The sequence below is a fragment of the Streptomyces sp. NPDC004031 genome, from assembly GCF_053604375.1.
Genome location: NZ_JBSGHL010000008.1, coordinates 1 through 20737, shown reverse-complemented (window position 1 = coordinate 20737; position 20737 = coordinate 1). Strand labels below are relative to the sequence as shown.

The following is a 20737-nucleotide window of genomic DNA, read 5'->3' as shown; positions in this document are numbered from 1 at the left end:
GACACATTACGCTGCGGGCAGCGAGGCACTCAACGGTCGAGGAGCACGGTGGTCGAGCAGGACGGAAACGCTGCCGAACCGCGGCACGCCGACGAGCCGGCCGGTGCGTTCGGCCGCAACGTGCGGCGCCGCCGCGAGCAGGCGGGCCTGACGCTGGAGCAGCTGTCCACCCGGTCCTCGGTCAGCCGCGCGATGCTGTCCAAGGTCGAACGCGGGGAGAAGAGCCCGACGATCGGTGTCGCGTCCAAGATCGCCCACGCCCTCGACACGTCGCTCTCGGACCTGACCGGCGCGCCGACCGCAGCAGCGCCGGGCGTCGCCGTCACCCTGCGCAAGAGCGACCGCCCCGTCTTCCGCGACCCGGAAACCGGCTTCGAACGGCACATCGTGTCCGCCGCCCCCGGGGCGGGACGAGCCGAGATCGTCCTCCACCGCCTCCCCGCACGGGTCTCCACAGGACTGCTGCCGGCGTATCCACCCGGTACGGAGAAGCAGCTCGTGGTGCTCGACGGCACCCTCACCGTCGCGATCGGCGGGATCACCGAGACCCTGGGCGCGGGCGACTCCCTGTTCCTCCAGGCCGACACCGACCACGGCTTCGCCAACCCGACGGACTCCGGCTGCGAATACCTCATGGTCATCTCCCGCAGAACCTGACCGACGACGGCTCACGGGCCGCCCCGTCACGGCGCGTCACGTCACGTCACAGTGCGGGCGTTGCGGACGCCCGGGAAGGCGGCGGTGGCGAGGCAGGCCGCGCCGACCAGTCCCGCGCAGACGTAGAGCGGGCCCGCCGGGCCGAAGGCGTGCGCCGCGGGCGGGGCGGCGGCGTACCCGACGGGCATCGCGGCCAGTGACAGCAGCCAGTCGTACGACGTGACGCGCGCCAGGACGTCCGGCGGCACGGACGCGAAGACGTACGTCTCCCAGACGGGTGTGAGGAAGCCGAGGGCGCCGAGCGCGATGCCGTAGGAGACGATCAGCAGCCAGCCGGGTGCGTCGGCGGCGAGCAGCGCGAGCGGCAGCGCGTAGGTCGCCAGGCCGAGGTTCCCGGTGAGGACCGGGCGGGTGAGCCGGGCGCGCGATGCGAGCAGCGAGCCGAGCAGCAGTCCGGCCGAACCCGCCTCCAGCACCGCCACCCACACGCCGTCGCCGCCGTGGCGCCGGTGCAGCACGAGCGGTCCGAGGGTGGCGAGCACGGCGGCCGTGCCGTTCCACACCGAGTGCGCGATCAGGCTGGTCCAGTACCAGTCGCGGGAGCGCACCTCGTTCCAGCCCTGGGCCAGGTCCGCCCTCATCGAGCGGCGCGGCGCCGGGGTGCGGCGGATCCGGATGACGCCCAGCAGCGCCGCGCTGACCGCGAAGGACACCGCGTCCAGCACGAACGCCCAGCCGGGGCCGGCCGTGAAGATCAGCGCGCCCGCGACGGCGGGCCCGGCCAGCCGGGTCGCGCTCGCCGCCGAGGCCATCAGCGCGTTCGCGCGCAGCAGCCCGCCGCCGTCCACGGTGCCGCTGATCAGCGGCGCGGCGGTGGGCAACGCGAAGGCGGACGCGGTGCCGCCGATCACCTCGGCGATCGCGATGTCGGCCAGCCGCGGTGTGCCGCCGATGAGTTCGAGGCCGACGACGAGCTGCGCGGCGCAGCGGACCAGGTCGGTGGTCAGTGCGACCCGCCGCGCGTCGAAGCGGTCGCCGATCACACCGCCCAGCGGCAGCAGCAGGAGCCGCGGCACCATCGCGCAGGCCAGTACGAGCGCGAGCGCGGAGGCGGATCCGGTGGCCCGGCTGATGGCGATGGCCAGCGCGGCGGGCACGACGGCGTCGCCGAGCGAGGAGAGGGTGCGCCCGGTGAACAGCAGGCGGAAGGCGCGGTCGCGCAGGGGGTGCGGGGGCACGTCGGCTGGGTGTACGGCTGCGGGCCGTGCTTTGTCCGGCTCCGCGGCGTCCGCGGGCGTGGTGGGTGTCGGCGGTCGGGTCACGGGCACAAGGTATTTCGCCGTCTGATATTTCGTCAACGAATATTTCGGTGACGACGCATCGGGCGGCGCCGCGGCTAGGATCGCCGTCATGGACACCCCGCAGCCCGCGCAGGGCCCCGCGACACGGGACTGGACCGACGGTCACATCGACCGCTGGCTGCCGGTGCTGCCCGGCCTCGACCCGGACATCGAGGGCGCCGTCACACGCGTGAAGGTGCTCACCGACCACCTGCGCCGGGTCCGCGAACGCTCCCTCGCCGACTTCGACCTGCACAAGCACGAGTTCGACACGCTGCACTCGCTGGCCGGACGCGGCGGCCACGCCGTCCCGTCACAACTGGCCGCCGACCTGAAGATGGCGCCCGCCTCGATCACCGGGCGCCTCGACACCCTGGAACGACGCGGCTACGTCCGCCGGACGCCCTCGGCGGAGGACCGCCGCCGGGTGGACGTCGAACTCACCGAGGACGGCAGGGCCGCCTGGCTCGGCGCGATGGACGTGGTCGGACACGAGGAGTACCGCCTGCTCGGCGTGCTCACCGCGGACGAACGCCGCACGCTCGCCGATCTGCTGCGCCGCGTGCTGGCCGTGGCCGAGACCTGACAGCCCCCACGCAGCCGCACGCGCCCGGCGGCCGGGCTGCGCCGCGATCACTGAGAACCCGCGGCCGCGGTGAAGGTCACACTCCACGAGATCCGTGCTGACGCGGTGCTGACGTCATGAACCCAAAAATCCCCCTGGCCGGTGTATCGGCTGGCCAGGGGGCTGTGAGTCAAGTACCCCCAACGGGATTCGAACCCGTGCTACCGCCTTGAAAGGGCGGCGTCCTGGGCCACTAGACGATGAGGGCGAGGGCCTGCCGACGGGGGCCTCGTGGCGCACGTCGGGGACGTCAGAAGCTTAGGGGATGGGCGGGGGGTTAGCCAAAACCCTTTCGGTGCGGCGGGGAGGGGGAGGGGAGCGGGGTGGGGCGGGAGAATGAGGGCGTGCTGGAGATGAGCCGTGAGGAGTTCGAGGAGCTGGTCGGGGAAGCCCTCGACCGCATCCCGGTCGAGCTGACCCGTCTGATGGACAACGTCGCCGTCTTCGTCGAGGACGAGCCGCCCGCCGGGGATCCGGATCTGCTGGGGCTGTACGAGGGCACGCCGCTCACCGAGCGCGGGGAGTGGTACGCCGGGGTGCTCCCCGACCGCATCACGATCTACCGCGGCCCCACCCTGCGGATGTGCGGGTCGCGCGAGGAGGTCGTGGAGGAGACGGAGATCACCGTCGTCCACGAGATCGCCCACCACTTCGGCATCGACGACCGGCGGCTGCACGAACTGGGCTACGGGTAGCAGCGACGGTCCGGGGGTGGCCCCGCGTTGACGGGAAACGCCGGCGTGCGTGTCCTGGCGGGCGGCCGCGGCGTTGGACACGGCGTCGTACGCCCGCAGCGCGCGTGCGCCTCCCCGCACCCGAGCCGAGCCAGAGGTCCGTGCCCGATGCCCGCAGCGCCCCCGCCAGAGCCCCCACGTCCGTGTCCGTACCGCCGGGGTGCCGCGTCCGCGCGGTCCGCCGTGCTGGTCGCGGTGCTCGCCGCCGGGGTCGCGGCGTGCGTCAGCGCGGGGGGTGAGCAGGGTCACCCCGCGCCGGCCACGGTGACCGCGACCGCGGCCGTACACGGTGGCGGGCATGCCGCACCGGCCGAGGAGGCGCCGGGGCGCGGGCCCGTACCGGAGTCGCCGCCGCGGGCGGCGGCGGGGGAGGGCTCGCCGTCCGCCCCCGCGCAGCCGGGCGGCTCCCGTACGCCCGACCGCCACCCCGTACCGCCCCGGGACGGCGCGTCGGAGCCGCAGCCGACGGCCGGGACGCCGCCGACCGCGGAGCCGACGACGTCCGGGCCGCCCCCGGTGGACCAGACGACCGCCGCGCCGCCGCCGGACGGCGGCCCGCCGTCCACGACCGCGCCGCCGGGCGGGTCCGGCGGGGAGTCGTCCGAGCCCTGAGCCCCTGGAAGGAGTGGGCGTATCCGCTGGTCAGGGGCGGTTCCCGGAAGGGATTCGCGAAAGCGCCGCGGCATGCGTATGCTGGTAGATCGTTTGATCCCCTGATCCCATTGCCTGGCGCCTGATCCGTAACGCGCCGCGTGGCGCGTTCCTCATCTCCTGTGGCTGACCGCATCGAGGCGGTCGTAAGCAAACCTGTGGAGCTGGCGCGTGCCGTAAGTCTCCGAGAGGTTTTGCTTTCGCATGTCCCTTGACAGTGTCAACCGTTCCGCCATGCCCGAGTACGCCGCCGCCGACGTGGCCGCGACCGAGACCGAGGCCGTAGAGATCACCGAGGCCGAGGCCGTAGAGGCGACCGAGTCCGCCGAGCCCGGTGTCACCTTCGGCGACCTCGGCCTGCCGGACGAGATCGTCCGCAAGCTCACCCAGAACGGCGTGGTCACCCCCTTCCCGATCCAGGCCGCGACCATCCCGGACGCCTTGGCCGGCCGCGACATCCTGGGCCGCGGCCGCACCGGCTCCGGCAAGACCCTCTCCTTCGGCCTGCCGCTGCTGACCCAGCTGGCCGGCGGCCGCACCGAGAAGCGCCACCCGCGCGGCATCATCCTCACCCCGACCCGCGAGCTGGCCATGCAGGTCGCCGACGCGCTCCAGCCGTACGGCGACGTCCTCGGCCTGAAGATGAAGGTCGTCTGCGGCGGCACGTCCATGCAGAACCAGATCTACGCCCTGGAGCGCGGCGTCGACGTCCTCGTCGCCACGCCCGGCCGGCTGCGTGACCTGATCAACCGCGGCGCGGCCATCCTCGACCAGGTGCGGATCGCCGTCCTGGACGAGGCCGACCAGATGTCCGACATGGGCTTCCTGCCCGAGGTCACCGAGATCCTCGACCTCGTCCCGGCCGGCGGCCAGCGGCTGCTGTTCTCCGCGACGCTGGAGAACGAGATCGACACCCTCGTCAAGCGCTACCTGGTGAGCCCGGTCACGCACGAGGTCGACGCCGCCCAGGGCGCGGTCACCACCATGACCCACCACGTGCTGGTCGTGAAGCCGAAGGACAAGGCGCCGGTCACCGCCGCCATCGCCGCCCGCAAGGGCCGCACCATCATCTTCGTCCGCACCCAGATGGGCGCCGACCGCGTCGCCGAGCAGCTCGTGGAGTCCGGCGTGCGCGCCGACGCCCTGCACGGCGGCATGACCCAGGGCGCGCGCACCCGCACCCTGGAGGACTTCAAGCACGGGCAGGTCAACGTCCTGGTCGCGACCGACGTCGCCGCGCGCGGCATCCACGTCGACGGCATCGACCTGGTGCTGAACGTCGACCCGGCCGGCGACCACAAGGACTACCTGCACCGCAGCGGCCGCACCGCGCGCGCCGGGCGCTCCGGCACCGTCGTGTCGCTGGCCCTGCCGCACCAGCGCAAGCAGATCTTCCGGCTGATGGAGGACGCGGGCGTCGACGCCTCGCGCCACATCATCGGCGGCGCGGGCGTCTTCGACGAGGACGTCGCCCGGATCACCGGCGCCCGCTCGCTGACCGACGTCCAGGCCGACGCCGTGCACAGCGCCGCCGCCCAGGCCGAGCGCGAGGTCGCCGATCTCACCCGGCAGCTCGAACGCGTCCAGCGCCGTGCCACGGAGCTCCGGGAGGAGGCCGACCGCCTCACCGCCCGCTCCGCCCGCGAGCGCGGCGAGGACCCGGACGAGGCGATCGCCGCCAAGGCCGCCGAGGCTGCGGAGGCGCTGGCCGCCGCGACCGTCCCCGAGCCGCAGCCCGCCCCGGCGTACCAGCGCCGCGACGACCGCGGCAACTTCGACCGCAGGCGCGACGACCGGCGTGACGACCGGCGTGACGACCGCCGTCCGTCCTCGTCCTCGTACGAGCGCCGCGACACCCGCCCGTCGTACGGCAACCGCGACGACCGTCCGTCGTACGGCAACCGTGACGACCGCCGCGACGCGCGCCCGTCCTACGGCAACCGTGACGACCGCCGTCCGTCCTCGTCGTCCTCGTACGAGCGCCGCGACACGCGCCCCTCGTACGGCAACCGCGACGACCGCCGCGACGCGCGCCCGTCCTACGGCAACCGTGACGACCGCCGCCCCGCCTACGGCCGCCGCGACGACTCCCGCCCGTCCTCGTACGAGCGCCGCGACGACCGCCGCCCGTCGTCCTACGACCGCCGCGACGACCGCCGCCCGTCCTCGTCCTCGTACGACCGCCGCGACGACTCCCGTCCCACCTACACCCGCGACGACCGCAAGCCCCGCTGGAAGCGCAACGGCTGACCCTCTCCCCACCACCGGGTGCCGGGGCCCCGCCCCGACACCCGGTAACCCTGCTGAGCCGCCCCGGCGACCCGGTTATGCTGTCGGGTGCGGGCCGTTAGCTCAATTGGCAGAGCAGTGGACTTTTAATCCATTGGTTGTGGGTTCGAGTCCCACACGGCCTACCGCATGAGCCCTCTTCGCAGGGCGCTGAACTGCGGTTTCTGTGCCCCGACCGTCCCCGGACGGCCGGGGCGCAGGCGTGTTCGGGGGCGTGCGTGAGCGATGCCTGAGCGGCTGTCCGGTGCGAGTGCGAGCGGGCGCCGACACTGGCCGGGCACGGGCGTGGAGCCCGACCGCTACGGCGAGTGGTTGGCGTCCTGCCGCATGGGACATAGTCAGCGTGAGCTGAGAGGCAGGCTGGCCCGAGCGCGCATTGGAGCCGACTCAGGTGTAGGAGCCGCAGCGGGGGGCGACCGCTTCGTCAGGCTCTGTGATCCTGCTCGCCGACCACGGTTCGGCGGCAGCCCGTGACCCCGTTGAGGAGATCGACGCCTTGCTGTTCCTGCCGCTGTGACCGTCTCGGTGCCGTAGCGTCCCAGGCACCGAGGCGGACGATCAGGTACGGAGTGGGCACGTGTCGGTCTGGAAGAACCACGGCGAGAAGACCGTCTACGAGAATCCCTGGCTCACCCTGAACCTCGCGGACGTCGAACTGCCGGACGGCCGCCACCTCGACCACTACGTCATCCGGCAGCGCCCGGTCGCCCTCGCCACCACCGTCAACGAGGCCGGTGAGGCACTGCTGTTGTGGCGGCACCGGTTCATCACCGACTCCTGGGGCTGGGAACTGGCCGCCGGGGTCGTCGAGCACGGCGAGGACATCGAAGCGGCCGCCGCCCGCGAAATGCTGGAGGAGACCGGCTGGCGCCCCGGCCCGCTCCGGCACCTGCTGACCGTCGAGCCCTCCAACGGGCTTGCCGACGGCCGCCACCACGTCTACTGGTCCACTGACGCCGAGTACGTCGGCCACCCCGAGGACGACTTCGAATCCGACCGCCGGGAGTGGGTCCCGCTGGCCTCCGTCCCGTCCCTCATCGAGCGCGGCGAGATCAGGTCCGCCAACGCGGTGGCCGCGCTTCTCCTGCTCCACCACATGCACGCCGCAGGGTAGGGAGCCGCCAGGGCTCTGCTCGAATCCGCGGTCCTCAGGACGGAGTTCTCGCGCTGTATGCGTGAGCGATGCGTGAGCGGTTGTTCAGTACCGGTGCGAATGGGCGCCAACGCCGGCCGGGCAGGAGTCGGAGCCCGACCGCCACGGAGAGTGGGGCTCAGCCCTCGCCGGGGGCCGTACACCGCAACCCGTGCGCCTGGCGCTTGCGGTCCGCAGCGTACGGTGGACGGACCGTCGGGTGGACGGGCCGCCATCTTCCGGAAGGGCGGGATGGGTACTCCGGTTCCACTTCGTGATCCGGTTCGACAGCCGGGGCGGGTGGGCGCCGAGCGTGTGGGAGGTGGGGCGGTGGCCGCGTGTGACGGCGTAGACGCGGTCCGTTGGCGGCTCCGCTCAGTGCCAGAAGGTGAGCCCCGCCGCGCCGGCCCCCGTGCGGGACGCGTGGCGCAGGACGCGGAGGGGGCCGTCGAGCAGTTCGTCGATGTCGCAGTCCGGGTCGTTCGCCGTCTCGGCCAGCCACAGCCGGATGCGGGCGGCGGCGAGGGCCCGGCGGGGCGGGGGCAGGGCGAGTGCCTGCTCGGCCGGGGGGAGTGCGGCCCGTACCTGGGCGGCGTCGAGGAGGAACTGCCCGCAGCAGCCGGGGAGTCGGGGCGTCGCGTCGGGGCCGAGTCCCCACATGAGCGCCGCGGCGCCGTCACCCCGGGGCACGGCGGCGCAGAACGTGCCCTCGCCCTCCTGCGGCGGGAGGGCGTGGAGGAGGTGGTCCTGAAGCTCGTCCGCGTCGGACTCGTCGTTCCGCGCGCCCTCGACCGCGTCGGTGAAACGCGCGATGTCGGCGGCGTGCAACGGCGGCTCGGGCGTCGCGCCGGACCACGCCGGGAACTGCGCACCCCACGGGTCGGTGCCGGCGAGGGCCTCCGGCCACGTCCCGTGGGCGCGGGCCGCGTCCGGGAAGCGGCGACGCGCCTCCTCGACGGCCTCGTCCGCCAGGACGCCGACCACCCAGACCCCCAGCGCGCTCATCCGCATCCTCCCTCGTTCACGATGGACGCCGCGTGCTACCGCAGTGAGCGGTCGGCGACGGCCGACAGGCGGGCGGCGAAGACGTCCGCGGCGTCCGGAGTGAGGGTCGTGAGGGCGACCATCGCGGTGAGCATCACGTCGCACAGCTCGGTCTGGACGTCCTCCCATGTGTGGGAGTGGCCCTTGCGCGGGTTGCCGCCGGTCGCGCCTATCGCGGCCTGCGCCACCTCGCCGGCCTCTTCCTGGAGCTTGAGGAGGCGCAGGAGCAGGGCGGTGTCCGGGGTGGCGTTGTCGTTCTCGTCCAGCCACCGCACGAGGCGGCCGACCGTCGCCCAGATGTCGTCGTTCACCGCGGTGGTGCTCCTCGTGTAGCTGCGGGCCGGGAACCCGCGGATCCCGCGACGTTACCGAGCCCGGCGGCCGGGCGGGACGGGAACGGCCGGGCCGTCACCCCGGGGGGCCCATCGCGCGGTGCTCAGCCCCCCGCCTGGAGGCGCAGGCCCGCCAGGGTCAGGTCCAGGGCGGAGCGGAACTGGTCGGTGTCGTCGTGGCCGTCGAACTCGTCGACGATCTCGTGGACGAAGGGGAAGTCCGCGGGGTCGAGCTCGCGCCAGGCCTGGGCGTAGCGGCCGAGGAACTCCTCGCGGGTGGTGGCGCCGTCCAGGATCTCCTGGGGCGGTTCCTGGCCCATGTCCACCGCGGTGCCGACGACGACGCCGACGACCGCGGACACCGCGTGGAAGCGCTGGCGCGCGGTGAGGTCGAGGCGGAGCGTCTGGCGGCCCAGCTCCTCGTAGAGGCGCAGCGAGTTGCCCTGGACGTCGGTGTTGCGCATGAAGTAGGCGCCGAGCCAGGGGCGGTCCACGATCGCGTCGAACAAGGTGACGGCCATGGCGCGCAGGTCGTCGATCGGGTCGTCGCTCGGCGGGAGCTTGTGGATGTCGGTCAGGACCGCGCCGACGACGTGGTCGGTGGCGCGGTCGAGCAGCTCCTCCTTGTTCGCGACGTACCAGTAGATGCTGGCGACGCCGCCGCCGAGGCGCTGGGCGAGGGCGCGGAAGGTCAGGGCGTGCGGGCCGGCCTCGTCGAGCAGGGCCACGGCCTCGGTGAGGACGGACTCCATCGAGTGCGAGGCGCGCCGGCGTCCCTCGAGCGAACGACGTCCCTCGATCGAACGGTTCTGCACGCGTGCCATGGCTCACATCCCAACCGGTCTTGCACCCTATCGAACGTTGTTCTATCGTACTCTATCGTACGTTGTTCGATAGCCGAACGGTGTTCGATTGGAGGACTGCCATGACCACCGCCACGCTCCACACCTCATCCCCCCGCACCTACCCGTCGCTGCGCGCGGCGTGGATCCCGCTGGCCGCCCTCTGTCTCGCCTTCTTCGTCGAGATGGTCGACAACACGCTGCTGTCGATCGCGCTGCCGACGATCGGCCGCGACCTCGGCAGCGGCACGACCGCGCTCCAGTGGGTCACCGGTGCCTACTCGCTCACTTTCGGTGGCCTGCTGCTCACCGCCGGTTCGATGGCCGACAGATTCGGCCGACGACGGGTGCTGCTCATCGGCCTCGCCGTCTTCGGCTCGCTGAGCCTGTGCGTCGTCCTCGTCAACACGGCGGGTCAGCTGATCGCCCTGCGCGCCGCGCTCGGCGTCGCCGCCGCGGCGATGGCCCCGATCACGAACTCGCTGGTCTTCCGGCTGTTCGACGACAAGGCGCTGCGGATGCGCGCGATGACGGTGATGATCGTCGTCGGCATGTCCGGCTTCGTCCTCGGACCGCTGCTCGGCGGCACCGCGCTCGCCCATGTGCGGTGGGAGTGGCTGCTCGTCGTCAACGCCCCGATCGCGCTGCTGGCGTGCATCGGCGTACGGCTCGGGGTCCCGGCCGACCGCCGCGAGGACCTGACGAACGACCGGCTCGACCTGCCCGGCGCCCTCCTGAGCGTCGCCGCCATCGGGCTCGCCTGCTACTCGCTGACCAGCGGTGTCGACCACGGCTGGCTCTCCGCGCTCACCCTCGCCTCGATCGCGGGCGCGGTCGTCGCCGGCTACGCCTTCGTACGGCACGAGCGGCGCACCGCGGCGCCCATGCTCGACCTGCGGGTCTTCTCCAACGGCACCGTCCGCGGCGCCGCCATCGCGCAGACCGGCACGTCCATCGCGATGGCCAGTGTGATGTTCGGGCTGATCCTGCACTTCCAGTACGCCTACGGCTGGAGCCCGGTCCGGGCCGGTCTGGCGAACCTGCCGATCATCGTGACGATGATCGGGGCGACCCCGCTGTCGGAGTGGCTCGCCCGCCGCTTCGGCCACCGCATCGCCTGCCTGGTCGGCGCGGCCTGCCTGGCCGGCTCGCTCGCGGGCCTCGCGTGGGGCGTGAACCACGGGTACGCGGCCATCGCCGTCTGCATGGTGCTGATGACCGTGGGGCTGCGCACCGTGATGACGATCTGCGCGGTCGCGCTCGTCGACGCGATGCCGAGCAACCGCACCTCGATCGGCGCGGCCCTCAACGACACCGCCCAGGAGGTCGGCTCCAGCGTCGGCACCGCCGTCGTCGGCACGCTGATCGCCGCGCTCGTCACCAACCAGCTCCCGGCCGGTACGTGGAGCAGCGACCTCGTCGCGTCCTTCTTCCATGGCGAGCGGATCACCTACGCCGTACTCGCCGTCGCCGTCGGACTCATCGCGGGCCTCGGCGCGCTGACCCTCACCAACTCCCACTCCACCGACGAGCACGGGGGCGAGGAGGAGGACGAGGCGGCCGCGGAGGGCGCGGAGGCCACGGCGGATCAGCCGGCCGGGACCGTGGACGAGGCCGCGGCGGCGCCCGCCGGGGAACGGGCGGGGAAGTCCGTCTGACGGGTCCGGGTCCCACCCGCCGCTCGGGTGCGCCGGCGACCCCCTTCTCACGGGACTTTCCCGAATTCGCCGGCCACCCGAATTCCTGTCGACAAATCGGCTCAGTAACATCTGGGCCACTAAAGGACTCCGCTGACGTTTGATTTCACCGCGGACGGTGCGGATCCGCCCCACTTCCCGTGTTTGTGTCTGTACACATTGTGGGTTTGCGGGGCATAATCGGCCGCCTGGGCCAACTGGTTCTAGATCAGAAGACTTTCGGCGGCGAGACACCTCGCAGGCCACCGGGCTCGTCTCTCGCTTTCGTGTGGAGTTGTGGCCCCTGTCTGCCTGCACCTGGCTGCCCGACCAGCATTCAGGGAGCATCCTTCACGTGGACGCGATATCCAGACGAGCCGTTGCCGCTGTCGCGGGAGCGACGATCGCCCTGACCGTGGGCGGTATCGGGACGGCTTCGGCGCACGACAAGGGCGGCAACGGCAACGGCGGCAGCAACTGCAGCCTGGTCGGCATCGAGTACAAGGTCGACGGCGGCCGCTGGACGACGGCCGGGCGGATCGGCGGGGACACCGCGCCGGGCAAGATCAGCGTGCGGTTGACCAGCTCCCCGGGCAAGAACTGCTCCTACACGGTGTCGCTGGCCTCCTACAGCGCCGAGGGCCCGGCCTGGGAGAACTCCGGCCACCAGGACTTCCTCGGCTGGGACACCGTGACCCTCGGCAAGGGCAAGACGAAGGCCACGCTGGACGTCAGCGGGCACGTCCCGGACTGCTTCGGCCAGGTCGACCTCTACGGCAACGGCACCCAGTACGACGGCGGTACGGGTGAGGGCCACGGCGCCCTGCCGCACTTCCCGGACTCGGCCACCCCGACCGACCTGATCACCGCCTGGAACGGCGGGCACAAGTGCGAGACCTCGCCGAGCCCGTCCCCCACCGAGACCACGGACTCCCCGAGCCCGTCCCCCACCGAGACCACGGACTCGCCGAGCCCCTCGCCGACCGAGACCACGGACAGCCCGAGCCCGTCGCCGAGCGTGAGTGACACCTCCTCGCCCTCCCCGACCGCGACCGGCCCGACCAGCACCACCGCGCCGACCGGCACCCCGTCCGTGCCCCCGGCCACCGGCAGCAGCAACGGCACCGGCAACCTCGCCGAGACCGGCAGCAACAGCTCCCAGAACACCGCCCTCATCGGCGGAGCCGCCGCCCTCCTCGTCGCCGGCGGAGCAGCGGTCTACTTCACCCGCCGCCGCCGCACCGGCAACCACAGCTGACACACAGCTAACCCAGCACGAACCGACGGCCGCCCGGCCCGGGACACCCCGGACCGGGCGGCCGTCGCCGTACCCGGGCCGGTGCGCGGCGGCTGCTTCCCCCACCGACCTCCCGGGTCACGGGCGGCGGCCGATGCTGTCGACCACGCCCACCTCCACCTGGGCCGTCATCTCGGTGTACTTGTCGCCGTCCACCCACTCCCCCTTCACGCGCTTGGGGGTGGTGCCGGTCTGGCGCAGGCCCAGGTAGTCGTACGTCGTGCGGTCGAAGACGACGCTGAAGGACGTACCGGGGTAGGAGACGGCGATGCCGTGGCGGCCGAGCGCGTCCACCCCGTCGTCGTCGATCCTGATCTCCGGGAGTTTCGCGAGCACCTCGAAGGTGGCCGCCTGGAGACCCGGGGGCATGACGCGCGGGCCCTTGATGAGCAGGCAGGCCTGCGTGTAGACCTCCCGGCCGGGGTCGGGGGCGGCCTGCGCGCCGCCGTTCACGGCCGTGACCCCCGAGTTGTCCCGGTCGCCGCCGAGCCACTTGAACAGCGTGGCGGGGTCGGTCGGCCACTTCTGCAGCGCCGCGTACTGGGTGGGCGGGGTGACCACCTGGTTCTTCTCCAGCGGCGGGTCGTCGTGGACGGTGCCCAGCTCCTGGCGCCGGGAGGGCCGGGAGCCGTCCACCGAGAGCCAGCTCTCGTCGGTCCAGGTGCGGGTCTTCCCGCCGCCGACGGGCGTGTGGGTGGTGCGCGTCCTGACGTAGAAGTACTGGTCGTCGCGCGGGATCGGCAGCGGGGCGCCCGCGAGGGTGCGGCCCGCGGCCTGGTGCAGCACCTGCGCGGCGCTGACGTTCGCCATCCGGGAGGTGCCGGGCGAGCCGGGCGAGGACCCGCCGCCGGACGTGACGACGGCGGTGCCCGCCACCGCGGCGGCCACGGTCGCTGCGACCGCGAGGCGGAAGGCCGTGCGCCGGGTCGTCGCGCGCAGGAAGGCGCCGGCACCGGCGCGGCTCTCGCCCTCGACGGCCTCCTGCAACCGCTCGCGGGCGGCCGCGCGGGCGGCCGCGGTCAGCGGGGGCGGGTCGGCGGCCAGTTCCTGCAGGGCACGGAGATCGTCCACGATGGAACTCCTCGTCGTCTTCTGGCGGTCGGGGGTCGTCGGCCGTCGCCGTCCGGCGGTCATCGGCCGTCGCCTTCGCGCACGGTTGTCGGGTCCGACCCGCCCAGGGCGTCGCGCAGCCTGGTGCGCGCCCGGTGCAGCCGCGAGCGCACGGTGCCCACCGGTATGCCGAGCGCGTCGGCGGCCTCCGCGTAGTCGAGGTCGCCCCAGGCGATGACCAGGAGCACGTCCCGGTAGCGCGCGGGCAGCTTCGCCAGCGCGCCCGCGAGCGCGGCCCGGGTGCTCTGCGCGGCGACCCGGGCGGCCACCCGTTCGGCGAGCGGCTCGGCGTCGCCGGTCCGCTCGTCGGGTACGGTCCCGGCGGCCCGCGCCATCGCGCGCAGCCGGCGCACCTCGCCGCGCCGGTGGGCGCCGACGAGGTTGGTGGCGATGCCGTACAGCCACGGGCGGGCGTGCGGCTTCGACACGTCGTAGCGGCGGCGGCGCTGGAAGGCGACGACGAAGGCTTCGGCCACCAGGTCGTCGGCGGCCTCGGTACCGATGCGGCGGGCCGCGTACCGGTGGATGTCGGCGGCGTAGCGGTCGAACAGCACGGCGAAGGCCTCGGGTTCGGTCCAGGAGCTCTCGATGACCGTCGCGTCGGACACGGGCTGCTCGTCCGGTGCCGGGACGCGGCGCAGGTCGCCGGTCCACGGGGTGGCCGTCACTTCTCGCCTCGGACAGAACTCATGGGCTTCCCTCGGACGTCGGGCAGGGTCACCTGCTGTCCGCCGATGCCCGCGTTCGGGTTCCCGCGTCCGTCGGGTGGAGAGGCCGAGGCTACTTGTGGGAGTGCGCGCCCACGTAGAAGAGCAGCCACAGGAAGGCCGCGAAGGCGTGCCCGGCGATCACGTACACGAAGACCCGCAGGGCGACACCGCGGGCCTTGTACCGCTCGCTGCCCGCGCCGGGGTCCCGCGGCAGCGGGCTCTCCCCGGGGGCCGGCGGGGGCGCGGGGGACGGTGCGTCGGGCATGGCGGGCTTCCGTTCGGGGCGCTGCGGCGTGTCCGGATACGACCAATGCATCATCTGAGCAATTGACGAATTACGCAACTGTGCAGGTGGCGGGCCTGCTGACCGGCCCGTGGGGTCACCGGGCACCCCCGCCGGGGCGCGGGCGTGAGAAATTACCCGCACGGGAAAGCCATGCGGCCGCCGATCCCCCGCGGGACGCGAGGATGGCGGCGTGCCGACAGAAAATGGTGACGGGAGTGCTGACGGAAGCTGTGCGCATGCGACGACTGGCGGGCAGGGGGGTGGTGCGGTGAGCACGCCGCTCTACCAGCTCAAGGCGGAGTTCTTCAAAACCCTCGGGCACCCGGTGCGCATCCGGGTGCTGGAACTGCTGAGCGAGCGGGAGCACTCGGTGGCGGAGATGCTGCCCGAGGTCGGCATCGAGCCGTCCCACCTCTCCCAGCAGCTCGCGGTGCTGCGGCGGGCGAACCTCGTCGTCACCCGCAAGGAGGGCTCGAACGTCCACTACTCGCTCACCAGCCCGCATGTCGCGGAGCTGCTGCGGGTGGCCCGGACGATCCTGTCCGGCGTCCTGGCCGGACAGGCCGAGCTGCTCGCCGACCTGCGGGCGGCCGGGCCCGAGGGCGGCCCGCGGGCGGCGACCGATGAGTTCCGGGGACGGCCCCGGTCTACCCCCTGAACCGGAGATCCACGAAACCACCGTCAGGGGAGCACGCCATGGGCCGCGTCCAGATCGAAATGTTCACCACCCTCGACCTCGTCGCGCAGGCGCCCGGCGGTCCCGAGGAGGACCTCTCCGGGGGGTTCGCGTACGGCGGCTGGCAGGCGCCGCTGATCGACGAGGAGATGGGGGCGCAGATCGGCGCCGCCTACGAGGGGACGGACGCGCTGCTGCTCGGGCGGCGCACGTACGACATCTTCGCCGCCTACTGGCCGCACCAGGAGGACGGCCCGGACGCCGGTTTCGCCGCGCTCTTCAACAGCATCCCGAAGTACGTGGCCTCGCGCGGCACGCCCGACCTGTCGTGGGAGGGGTCCACGCAGCTCGGCCCCGACCTGCCCGCCGCGGTGCGGGAGATCCGCGAGCGGCACGAGCACGTCACCGTCGTCGGCAGTGTGGACCTGGTGCAGACGCTGCTGCGGGAGAAGCTCTTCGACCGCCTCGACCTGTGGGTGCACCCGCTCGTGCTCGGCGCGGGCAAGAAGGTCTTCGACGCGGGCACCGTGCCCACCAACCTCACGCTCCTCGAAGCGCCCGCCACGAGCCCCAAGGGCACGGTCTTCCTCCGGTACGGGGTCGGCGAGGGCGTGCCGCGCACCGGGGACATGTCCAAGCCCGACCTCGGTCTCGGCGAGAACGCCTGAGGCCCTGGCCCTGGCCCTGCCCCCGGCTCCGGCCGCGTCAGGCCACGCGGGTCGCCCGGTACGCCAGCCCCTGCCGGAGGGCGTCGCGCACACCGCCCGGGAGGTGCCGGGCCCAGGGCGGCACACCTGCCTCGCCGCGCAGCAGCGCCCAGCAGGCGAGGGCGTAGCCGTATTCGGCGGGGCCCAGATAGCCCATCTGGTGCATCTCGAAGCGGCGGGCGGTCAGCATCCGGTCGGTGAGGTCGCCGACCGCGGTGACGGAGAAACCGGCGGCGCGGTCGTAGTCCTCGGCGGCGCGGGCCGTCAGCACGCCCATGCCGAGGTGGACGGTCACCAGGTCGGTGAGCCGCTCCTCCTCGGCGGAGGCCAGCCGCAGCGCGGCGACGCGCCCCTCGCCGATCAGCCGGGCGTGCGCCAGCTCGTGCGCGACGAGCCCGGCGAAGGAGTCCGGCCGGTCGGCGACCCGGGTGTCCAGCTCGATCACCGCGCGGCCCAGCACCTTGCGGTACTGCCCGACCCGGTGGCGCCGGTGCTGCTCGCGCTCCGGGGATTCCACCAGCAGGACGTGGATGCCGGAGACGTCCGCGCCCATCACCGCGCCGACCAGCCGCACCAGTTCCTCGGCGTCCTGCTGCGTGCCGGTGAAGCCCGCGGGCGCGAACCCCGGCCCGGCGACCTCGCGGCGCGGCACCGCGGGCCCGAACTCCTCCTCGCACCAGTCCAGCCAGCGCTCGGTCCAGGCCCGCTGCCGCTCCGGCACCGGGCAGGTGTCGAGCGGCTGCGTCCGTACCCACGGCTTCGGCCCGTCCGGGCTGATCCCGCGCGGCCGCCGGTCCTCCCCGCGCAGCCACCGCTCCAGCGGACCCCGCTCCCCCACGGCCCCACCCCCGTACGTCCCCCCGTTTCGCGGGAGGACGCGCGGGGGCGGCGCGGCAGTTGCACGCCGCAGAGCGCGGCGGTCAGGCGAGGTGGGTGAGGCGCGTGAGGCGGGTCAGGACGGCGCGGGTGGCAGCGCGTACCGCGGCGCGGGCCTCGCCGGAGTGGTCGGGGGTCTCGAAACCGTGCACGGCGGACGGGACGTCGATCAGGTGGACGTCCACCCCGGTGGCGCGGGCCGCGGCGCGGAAGTCCTCGACCGTCGCGGCGAACTCGGGGCGCTCACGGCCCACCCGGGTGAGCACGACGGGCAGCCGGCCCGCCGCCCGTACGGCCTCGGCGGGCCGGAAGCGCGGGGCGGGCAGGCCCCAGGCCGGGGGCGGGGCGAGCAGCGGGTAGGTCAGCGCGACGCAGCGCAGCCACGGCGGCGGGGCGGCGAGCCACTCCGCCGACAGCAGACCGCCGACGGAGAAGAACCACAGCGCCACCCGGTCGGCGTCCACCCGGGGGTGGGCGCGCACCGCCTCGACCGCCTCCGCGACGTCACCGGCCGCGCGCGCGAAGTCCCCCAGCCCGTGCAGCCGGTGGTCCACGACGGCGCCGACCGCGCCCCCGCCCGCGAGGAGCCGGGCGTAGCCGACGAAGCCCGGCCACTCCCGCGGGGTCGGCTCCGCGCCCTGCGGGACGGGGCCGCCGTGCACGAGGACCACCGCGGGGTGCGGCCCGTCGCCGTCCGGCAGGTGCAGATCCACCCGGCCGTGCCGCTCGCGCGGCCGCTCGGGCACGTCCAGCAGGAACGGCCGCAGATGGGAGGGGCGTTCGGCCGTCTCCGCCCGCTGCGGGACGACACCCTCGCCCGCGGCCGCGCGCAGCAGCACCTCGGCGGTGGCGTCCGGGTCGGCGAGCATCGGCCAGTGACCGGTGGGCATCTCCAGGTAGCTCAGGTGCGGCGCGGCCAGGTACGCGAACCGGGGGTCGCCGAGCGCGAGCGCCCCCTCGACCATCGCGAGGCTCGACCCGTTCCCCGCGCACAGCACGCCGGTCACCGGCACGGAGCCGGTCGCCCCGGCGTTGCCGCCCAGCCGCAGCGGCCGCGCGAGCGTGCCCCACGGCTGCGCGACCGCCCGCCGGTGCAGCTCCTCCCGCTGCTCCGCCCCGACCCCGGCCGGACTCCCGAGCGCACTCCACGCCGCCACGGACGGGGGCGGCGGTACGGGGGCGGCCTCCGCCGCGGGTCCGGCGCCGGCCTCCGCCGGTGTGCCCTCCGCCGGCTGCGCGATCCGGTGCAGCAGCCGGTCGCGCAGGCCCTGGTCGGGGACGAGGGCCGCCGGGGGGTCGCCGTCCTGGGGCATCGGGGTGTCGAGGAGGACGACGCGGGTGACGCGGGCGGGGAGGCGGTCCGCCGCGGCGATCACCGGGTGGACGCCGTAGCAGTGGCCGACCAGCACGACGTGTTCGGCGTCCGCCGCCTCCACCGCGCGCAGCACGTCCGCGACATGGGTGCCGAGGTCGGCGTCCTGCCCTGTCCCGTTCCCGTCCATGCCGGTCAGCGTCAGCGGCAGCGCCCGCGCGCCCGCCTCCCGCAGCCGTCGTGCCACGTCCTGCCAGATCCAGCCGCCGGTGTGCAGTCCCGGCACCAGGACGAACGCGGTCGTCGCCGCCATCGCCGTCTCCTCCCGCCTCGGGTACGCCTCGCGCGTACGTCGTCCGGCCCCGCGGTCGGCCGCCGGGCCCGCCGGTACCGTAGGAACTCCCCCTGAGGGAGGTTCAAGCGATGGCGGCCGGGCAGTTGTGGACCATCGGCGAGCTGGCGGCGCTGGCCGGTGTCACCGTCAAGGCGGTGCGGTTCTACTCGGACGGCGGGCTGCTGCCCGAGGCGGCGCGCAGCGCGGGCGGGCACCGGCGCTACGGGCCGGACGCCTTGGAGCGGCTGCGCACGATCCGCTCGCTGCGGGCGCTGGGCATGGGCGTGCCGGAGGTCGCCCGCGTGCTGCGCGACGAGAGCGAGGACGGCGGCGGGGACGGCGGCGCGATACGGACCGGGGGCGCGCTGGAGGACGCGGTCGCGGGGCGGCTGCGCGACCTGGGCCCGCGGCTGGCCGCGCTGCGCTGGCAGGAGACCGCGCTGCGGCTGCTGCACGACTGCGGGCCCGAGGAGCGGGCCGAACGGCTGCGGCTGCTGGGCGCGGTGTGCGCGAGCGCGGCGCCGCCCAGCACCGCGGCGATGGCCCGCTTCTGGCGGCGCTGGCTGCCGCCGCGGATGCCGGCCCGTACCGTCGCGCGCGTCCTCGACCTGTCCGTGCCACAGCCGCCGGACGACCCGACGCCCGAGCAGGCGCTGGCCTTCGCGCGGCTGCACGCCTTCGTGTCCGGCGACTGCGAGGGCCGCAGCGGCAGCGGCCAGCCCGCCGCGCACCGCGCGGACGCGGGACACCGGCCCGCCGTCCTCTACCAGGGCCTCGACGAGGCCTACGCGCTGGCGGCCCCGCACCTGCGCGCCGGGCGGGCGCCGTACGCGGGCGAGGCGCTGGACTGCTTCGTCGCCGCGTACGCGACCTCGCAACAGGTGCGGGACACGCCCGCCTTCCGGCGCCGGCTCGGCGCCGTCCTCGCCTCCGACCCGCGGATCGACCACTACTGGGAGCTGGTCGCCCGCATCACCGGCCCGGACCGGCCCACCCCTGGCGCCGCGCACGCCTGGCTCACCACCGCGCTCTCCCGACGGCCCGCGCCGTAATACCGGCACGCCGAAATCACCCCCGGCCGGAAAAGGCCCGGAGCATTCCGAGAGGTCTCGAACTCGCTTTCCGGGGAAGGGAATTACTGTTCGCCCGACCGCGGCCGGTGTAGCATCAATCCGGCCTCCCGTGCATTCCGCGCCGGGCGGGGGAATTCGGTGCAGGACACGGCGCCGCCGTATCCGTACCACCCCTGACCTGCCTGGAAGGCGCAGCGGGCGGGCCCGTTCGGTGCGAGAGACCTCCCGAGGAGAGACGATGTCCGTAACGCTTGGCAATTCCGTCCGCGTGCTGTTCCAGGGCGACAGCATCACGGACGCGGGCCGGGATCGCGACGACGATTCCAGCCTGGGCAACGGCTATGTGAGCCTGATCGCCGAAAGCCTGGCGGCCGCGAATCCCGCCCGCCGCGTCCTCAACCGGGGGATCGCCGGAAACCGCGTCGCCGACCTGCGGGCCCGCTGGCAGCAGGACACCCTCGACCTCGCGCCCGACCTGCTGTCCGTCATGGTCGGCATCAACGACACCTGGCGCCGCTACGACGCGGGCGACGTCACGACGGTCGAGGAGTACGCGCAGGACTACCGCGTCATCCTCGGCCAGGCCCGGGACGCCGGTGCCCGGCTGGTGCTCGTCGAACCCTTCCTCGTACCGGTGGACGACACGCAGTGGGCGTGGCGCGACGACCTGGATCCGCGGATCCACGCCGTGCGCCGCCTCGCCGCCGACTTCGACGCGGCGCTGCTCGCGGCCGACGGCCTGCTCAACCAGGCCGCGCGGGAGGCCGGGAGCGCCGCCGCGATCGCCCGGGACGGCGTGCACCTGACGCCCGCGGGGCACGCGTGCCTGGCCGCGGCCTGGCTGGAGCTGGTCGGCGCGCCCGCCGCTGTCACCCCCTGAGATCGGCGGGCCCGTCACCCCCTGAGGTCGGCACCCCCGCCGACCTCACCCCCTGAGGTCCGCCCGGCCCGCTGCGCGTCCCCGCCCCGGCGCCGTGCTGCGCCCGAGGATTACGCGCGAGCGCTTTACCAGATGCGCCGCCCGCTGCTGGACG

21 protein-coding genes and 2 tRNA genes are annotated in these 20737 nt (G+C 73.9%); 13 read left to right on the top strand and 10 right to left on the bottom strand.

Annotated features, from left to right (window positions below):
• Positions 1–48 precede the first annotated feature (48 nt).
• The gene (locus tag ACWERV_RS06870) at positions 49–657 is read left to right on the top strand and encodes a helix-turn-helix domain-containing protein (RefSeq protein ID WP_452929702.1); all 609 of its coding nucleotides are present in this window, start codon (positions 49–51) and stop codon (positions 655–657) included.
• A gap of 41 nt (positions 658–698) precedes the next feature.
• On the opposite strand, the gene ACWERV_RS06865 is transcribed toward ACWERV_RS06870, so the two are convergent.
• Positions 699–1895 carry an MFS transporter gene (locus ACWERV_RS06865; RefSeq protein WP_452929699.1) on the bottom strand — a complete coding sequence of 399 codons (1197 nt, stop codon included), beginning with the start codon at positions 1893–1895 and terminating at the stop codon, positions 699–701.
• Between the two features lie 172 nt (positions 1896–2067).
• On the opposite strand from ACWERV_RS06865, the gene ACWERV_RS06860 reads away from it, so the two are divergent.
• Positions 2068–2583, top strand: coding sequence for a MarR family winged helix-turn-helix transcriptional regulator (locus ACWERV_RS06860; RefSeq protein WP_452929696.1), 516 nt, complete (start codon positions 2068–2070; stop codon positions 2581–2583).
• 174 nt (positions 2584–2757) lie between these two features.
• Here the strand turns inward: ACWERV_RS06860 and ACWERV_RS06855 are convergent.
• Positions 2758–2830 (bottom strand) — tRNA-Glu (locus tag ACWERV_RS06855).
• A gap of 136 nt (positions 2831–2966) precedes the next feature.
• Here ACWERV_RS06855 and ACWERV_RS06850 point away from each other — a divergent pair.
• The 5 genes from ACWERV_RS06850 to ACWERV_RS06830 all read left to right on the top strand — a co-directional run bounded on the left by ACWERV_RS06850 (position 2967) and on the right by ACWERV_RS06830 (position 7410).
• Positions 2967–3317: a metallopeptidase family protein gene (locus ACWERV_RS06850; protein WP_398176118.1), complete on the top strand. Its 351-nt coding sequence runs from the start codon at positions 2967–2969 to the stop codon at positions 3315–3317.
• 222 nt (positions 3318–3539) lie between these two features.
• A complete protein-coding gene (locus ACWERV_RS06845; protein WP_452929693.1) occupies positions 3540–3968 on the top strand; it encodes a hypothetical protein in 429 nt (142 codons plus the stop codon).
• A 243-nt stretch (positions 3969–4211) separates the two neighbouring features.
• Positions 4212–6257, top strand: coding sequence for a DEAD/DEAH box helicase (locus ACWERV_RS06840; RefSeq protein WP_452929690.1), 2046 nt, complete (start codon positions 4212–4214; stop codon positions 6255–6257).
• Between the two features lie 91 nt (positions 6258–6348).
• Positions 6349–6421: transfer RNA gene (locus ACWERV_RS06835), tRNA-Lys, on the top strand.
• Positions 6422–6873: 452 nt separating this feature from the next.
• On the top strand, positions 6874–7410 hold the full coding sequence (locus tag ACWERV_RS06830; RefSeq protein ID WP_452929687.1) for an NUDIX hydrolase: 537 nt from the start codon (positions 6874–6876) through the stop codon (positions 7408–7410).
• 393 nt (positions 7411–7803) lie between these two features.
• Here ACWERV_RS06830 and ACWERV_RS06825 read toward each other — a convergent pair whose 3' ends face one another.
• The 3 genes from ACWERV_RS06825 to ACWERV_RS06815 all read right to left on the bottom strand — a co-directional run bounded on the left by ACWERV_RS06825 (position 7804) and on the right by ACWERV_RS06815 (position 9556).
• Positions 7804–8433: a hypothetical protein gene (locus ACWERV_RS06825; RefSeq protein ID WP_452929684.1), complete on the bottom strand. Its 630-nt coding sequence runs from the start codon at positions 8431–8433 to the stop codon at positions 7804–7806.
• A 35-nt stretch (positions 8434–8468) separates the two neighbouring features.
• Positions 8469–8783: a MazG-like family protein gene (locus ACWERV_RS06820; RefSeq protein WP_452929682.1), complete on the bottom strand. Its 315-nt coding sequence runs from the start codon at positions 8781–8783 to the stop codon at positions 8469–8471.
• 125 nt (positions 8784–8908) lie between these two features.
• Positions 8909–9556, bottom strand: coding sequence for a TetR/AcrR family transcriptional regulator (locus ACWERV_RS06815; protein WP_452930025.1), 648 nt, complete (start codon positions 9554–9556; stop codon positions 8909–8911).
• 173 nt (positions 9557–9729) lie between these two features.
• On the opposite strand from ACWERV_RS06815, the gene ACWERV_RS06810 reads away from it, so the two are divergent.
• Together ACWERV_RS06810 and ACWERV_RS06805 are read left to right on the top strand one after the other, a co-directional pair.
• The gene (locus ACWERV_RS06810) at positions 9730–11304 is read left to right on the top strand and encodes an MFS transporter (RefSeq protein WP_452929680.1); all 1575 of its coding nucleotides are present in this window, start codon (positions 9730–9732) and stop codon (positions 11302–11304) included.
• Between the two features lie 373 nt (positions 11305–11677).
• Entirely contained in the window at positions 11678–12580 is a 903-nt protein-coding gene (locus tag ACWERV_RS06805) for an LAETG motif-containing sortase-dependent surface protein (RefSeq protein ID WP_452929677.1), read from the top strand.
• 117 nt (positions 12581–12697) lie between these two features.
• Here the strand turns inward: ACWERV_RS06805 and ACWERV_RS06800 are convergent, their stop codons facing one another.
• The 3 genes from ACWERV_RS06800 to ACWERV_RS06790 all read right to left on the bottom strand — a co-directional run bounded on the left by ACWERV_RS06800 (position 12698) and on the right by ACWERV_RS06790 (position 14704).
• Positions 12698–13690 (bottom strand): CU044_5270 family protein, encoded by a 993-nt coding sequence (locus tag ACWERV_RS06800; RefSeq protein WP_452929674.1) that lies wholly within the window; start codon positions 13688–13690, stop codon positions 12698–12700.
• Positions 13691–13749: 59 nt separating this feature from the next.
• A complete protein-coding gene (locus tag ACWERV_RS06795; protein WP_452930021.1) occupies positions 13750–14370 on the bottom strand; it encodes an RNA polymerase sigma factor in 621 nt (206 codons plus the stop codon).
• 139 nt (positions 14371–14509) lie between these two features.
• Positions 14510–14704: a DUF6126 family protein gene (locus tag ACWERV_RS06790; RefSeq protein ID WP_398174030.1), complete on the bottom strand. Its 195-nt coding sequence runs from the start codon at positions 14702–14704 to the stop codon at positions 14510–14512.
• A 289-nt stretch (positions 14705–14993) separates the two neighbouring features.
• Between ACWERV_RS06790 and ACWERV_RS06785 the strand changes: the two genes are divergently transcribed.
• Positions 14994–15383 carry an ArsR/SmtB family transcription factor gene (locus ACWERV_RS06785; protein ID WP_398174034.1) on the top strand — a complete coding sequence of 130 codons (390 nt, stop codon included), beginning with the start codon at positions 14994–14996 and terminating at the stop codon, positions 15381–15383.
• A gap of 38 nt (positions 15384–15421) precedes the next feature.
• Positions 15422–16069 (top strand): dihydrofolate reductase family protein, encoded by a 648-nt coding sequence (locus ACWERV_RS06780; protein ID WP_452929670.1) that lies wholly within the window; start codon positions 15422–15424, stop codon positions 16067–16069.
• A 37-nt stretch (positions 16070–16106) separates the two neighbouring features.
• Here ACWERV_RS06780 and ACWERV_RS06775 read toward each other — a convergent pair whose 3' ends face one another.
• Together ACWERV_RS06775 and ACWERV_RS06770 are read right to left on the bottom strand one after the other, a co-directional pair.
• On the bottom strand, positions 16107–16946 hold the full coding sequence (locus tag ACWERV_RS06775) for a hypothetical protein (protein ID WP_452929667.1): 840 nt from the start codon (positions 16944–16946) through the stop codon (positions 16107–16109).
• A gap of 82 nt (positions 16947–17028) precedes the next feature.
• A complete protein-coding gene (locus tag ACWERV_RS06770) occupies positions 17029–18609 on the bottom strand; it encodes an alpha/beta fold hydrolase (protein WP_452929664.1) in 1581 nt (526 codons plus the stop codon).
• Between the two features lie 110 nt (positions 18610–18719).
• Here ACWERV_RS06770 and ACWERV_RS06765 point away from each other — a divergent pair, with 110 nt between their 5' ends.
• Both ACWERV_RS06765 and ACWERV_RS06760 read left to right on the top strand, forming a co-directional pair.
• Positions 18720–19682, top strand: a complete 963-nt coding sequence (locus ACWERV_RS06765) for a MerR family transcriptional regulator (RefSeq protein WP_452929662.1) — start codon at positions 18720–18722, stop codon at positions 19680–19682.
• Positions 19683–19941: 259 nt separating this feature from the next.
• Complete coding sequence (locus tag ACWERV_RS06760; RefSeq protein WP_452929659.1) at positions 19942–20583, top strand: GDSL-type esterase/lipase family protein; 642 nt, start codon at positions 19942–19944, stop codon at positions 20581–20583.
• Positions 20584–20737: the final 154 nt, after the last annotated feature.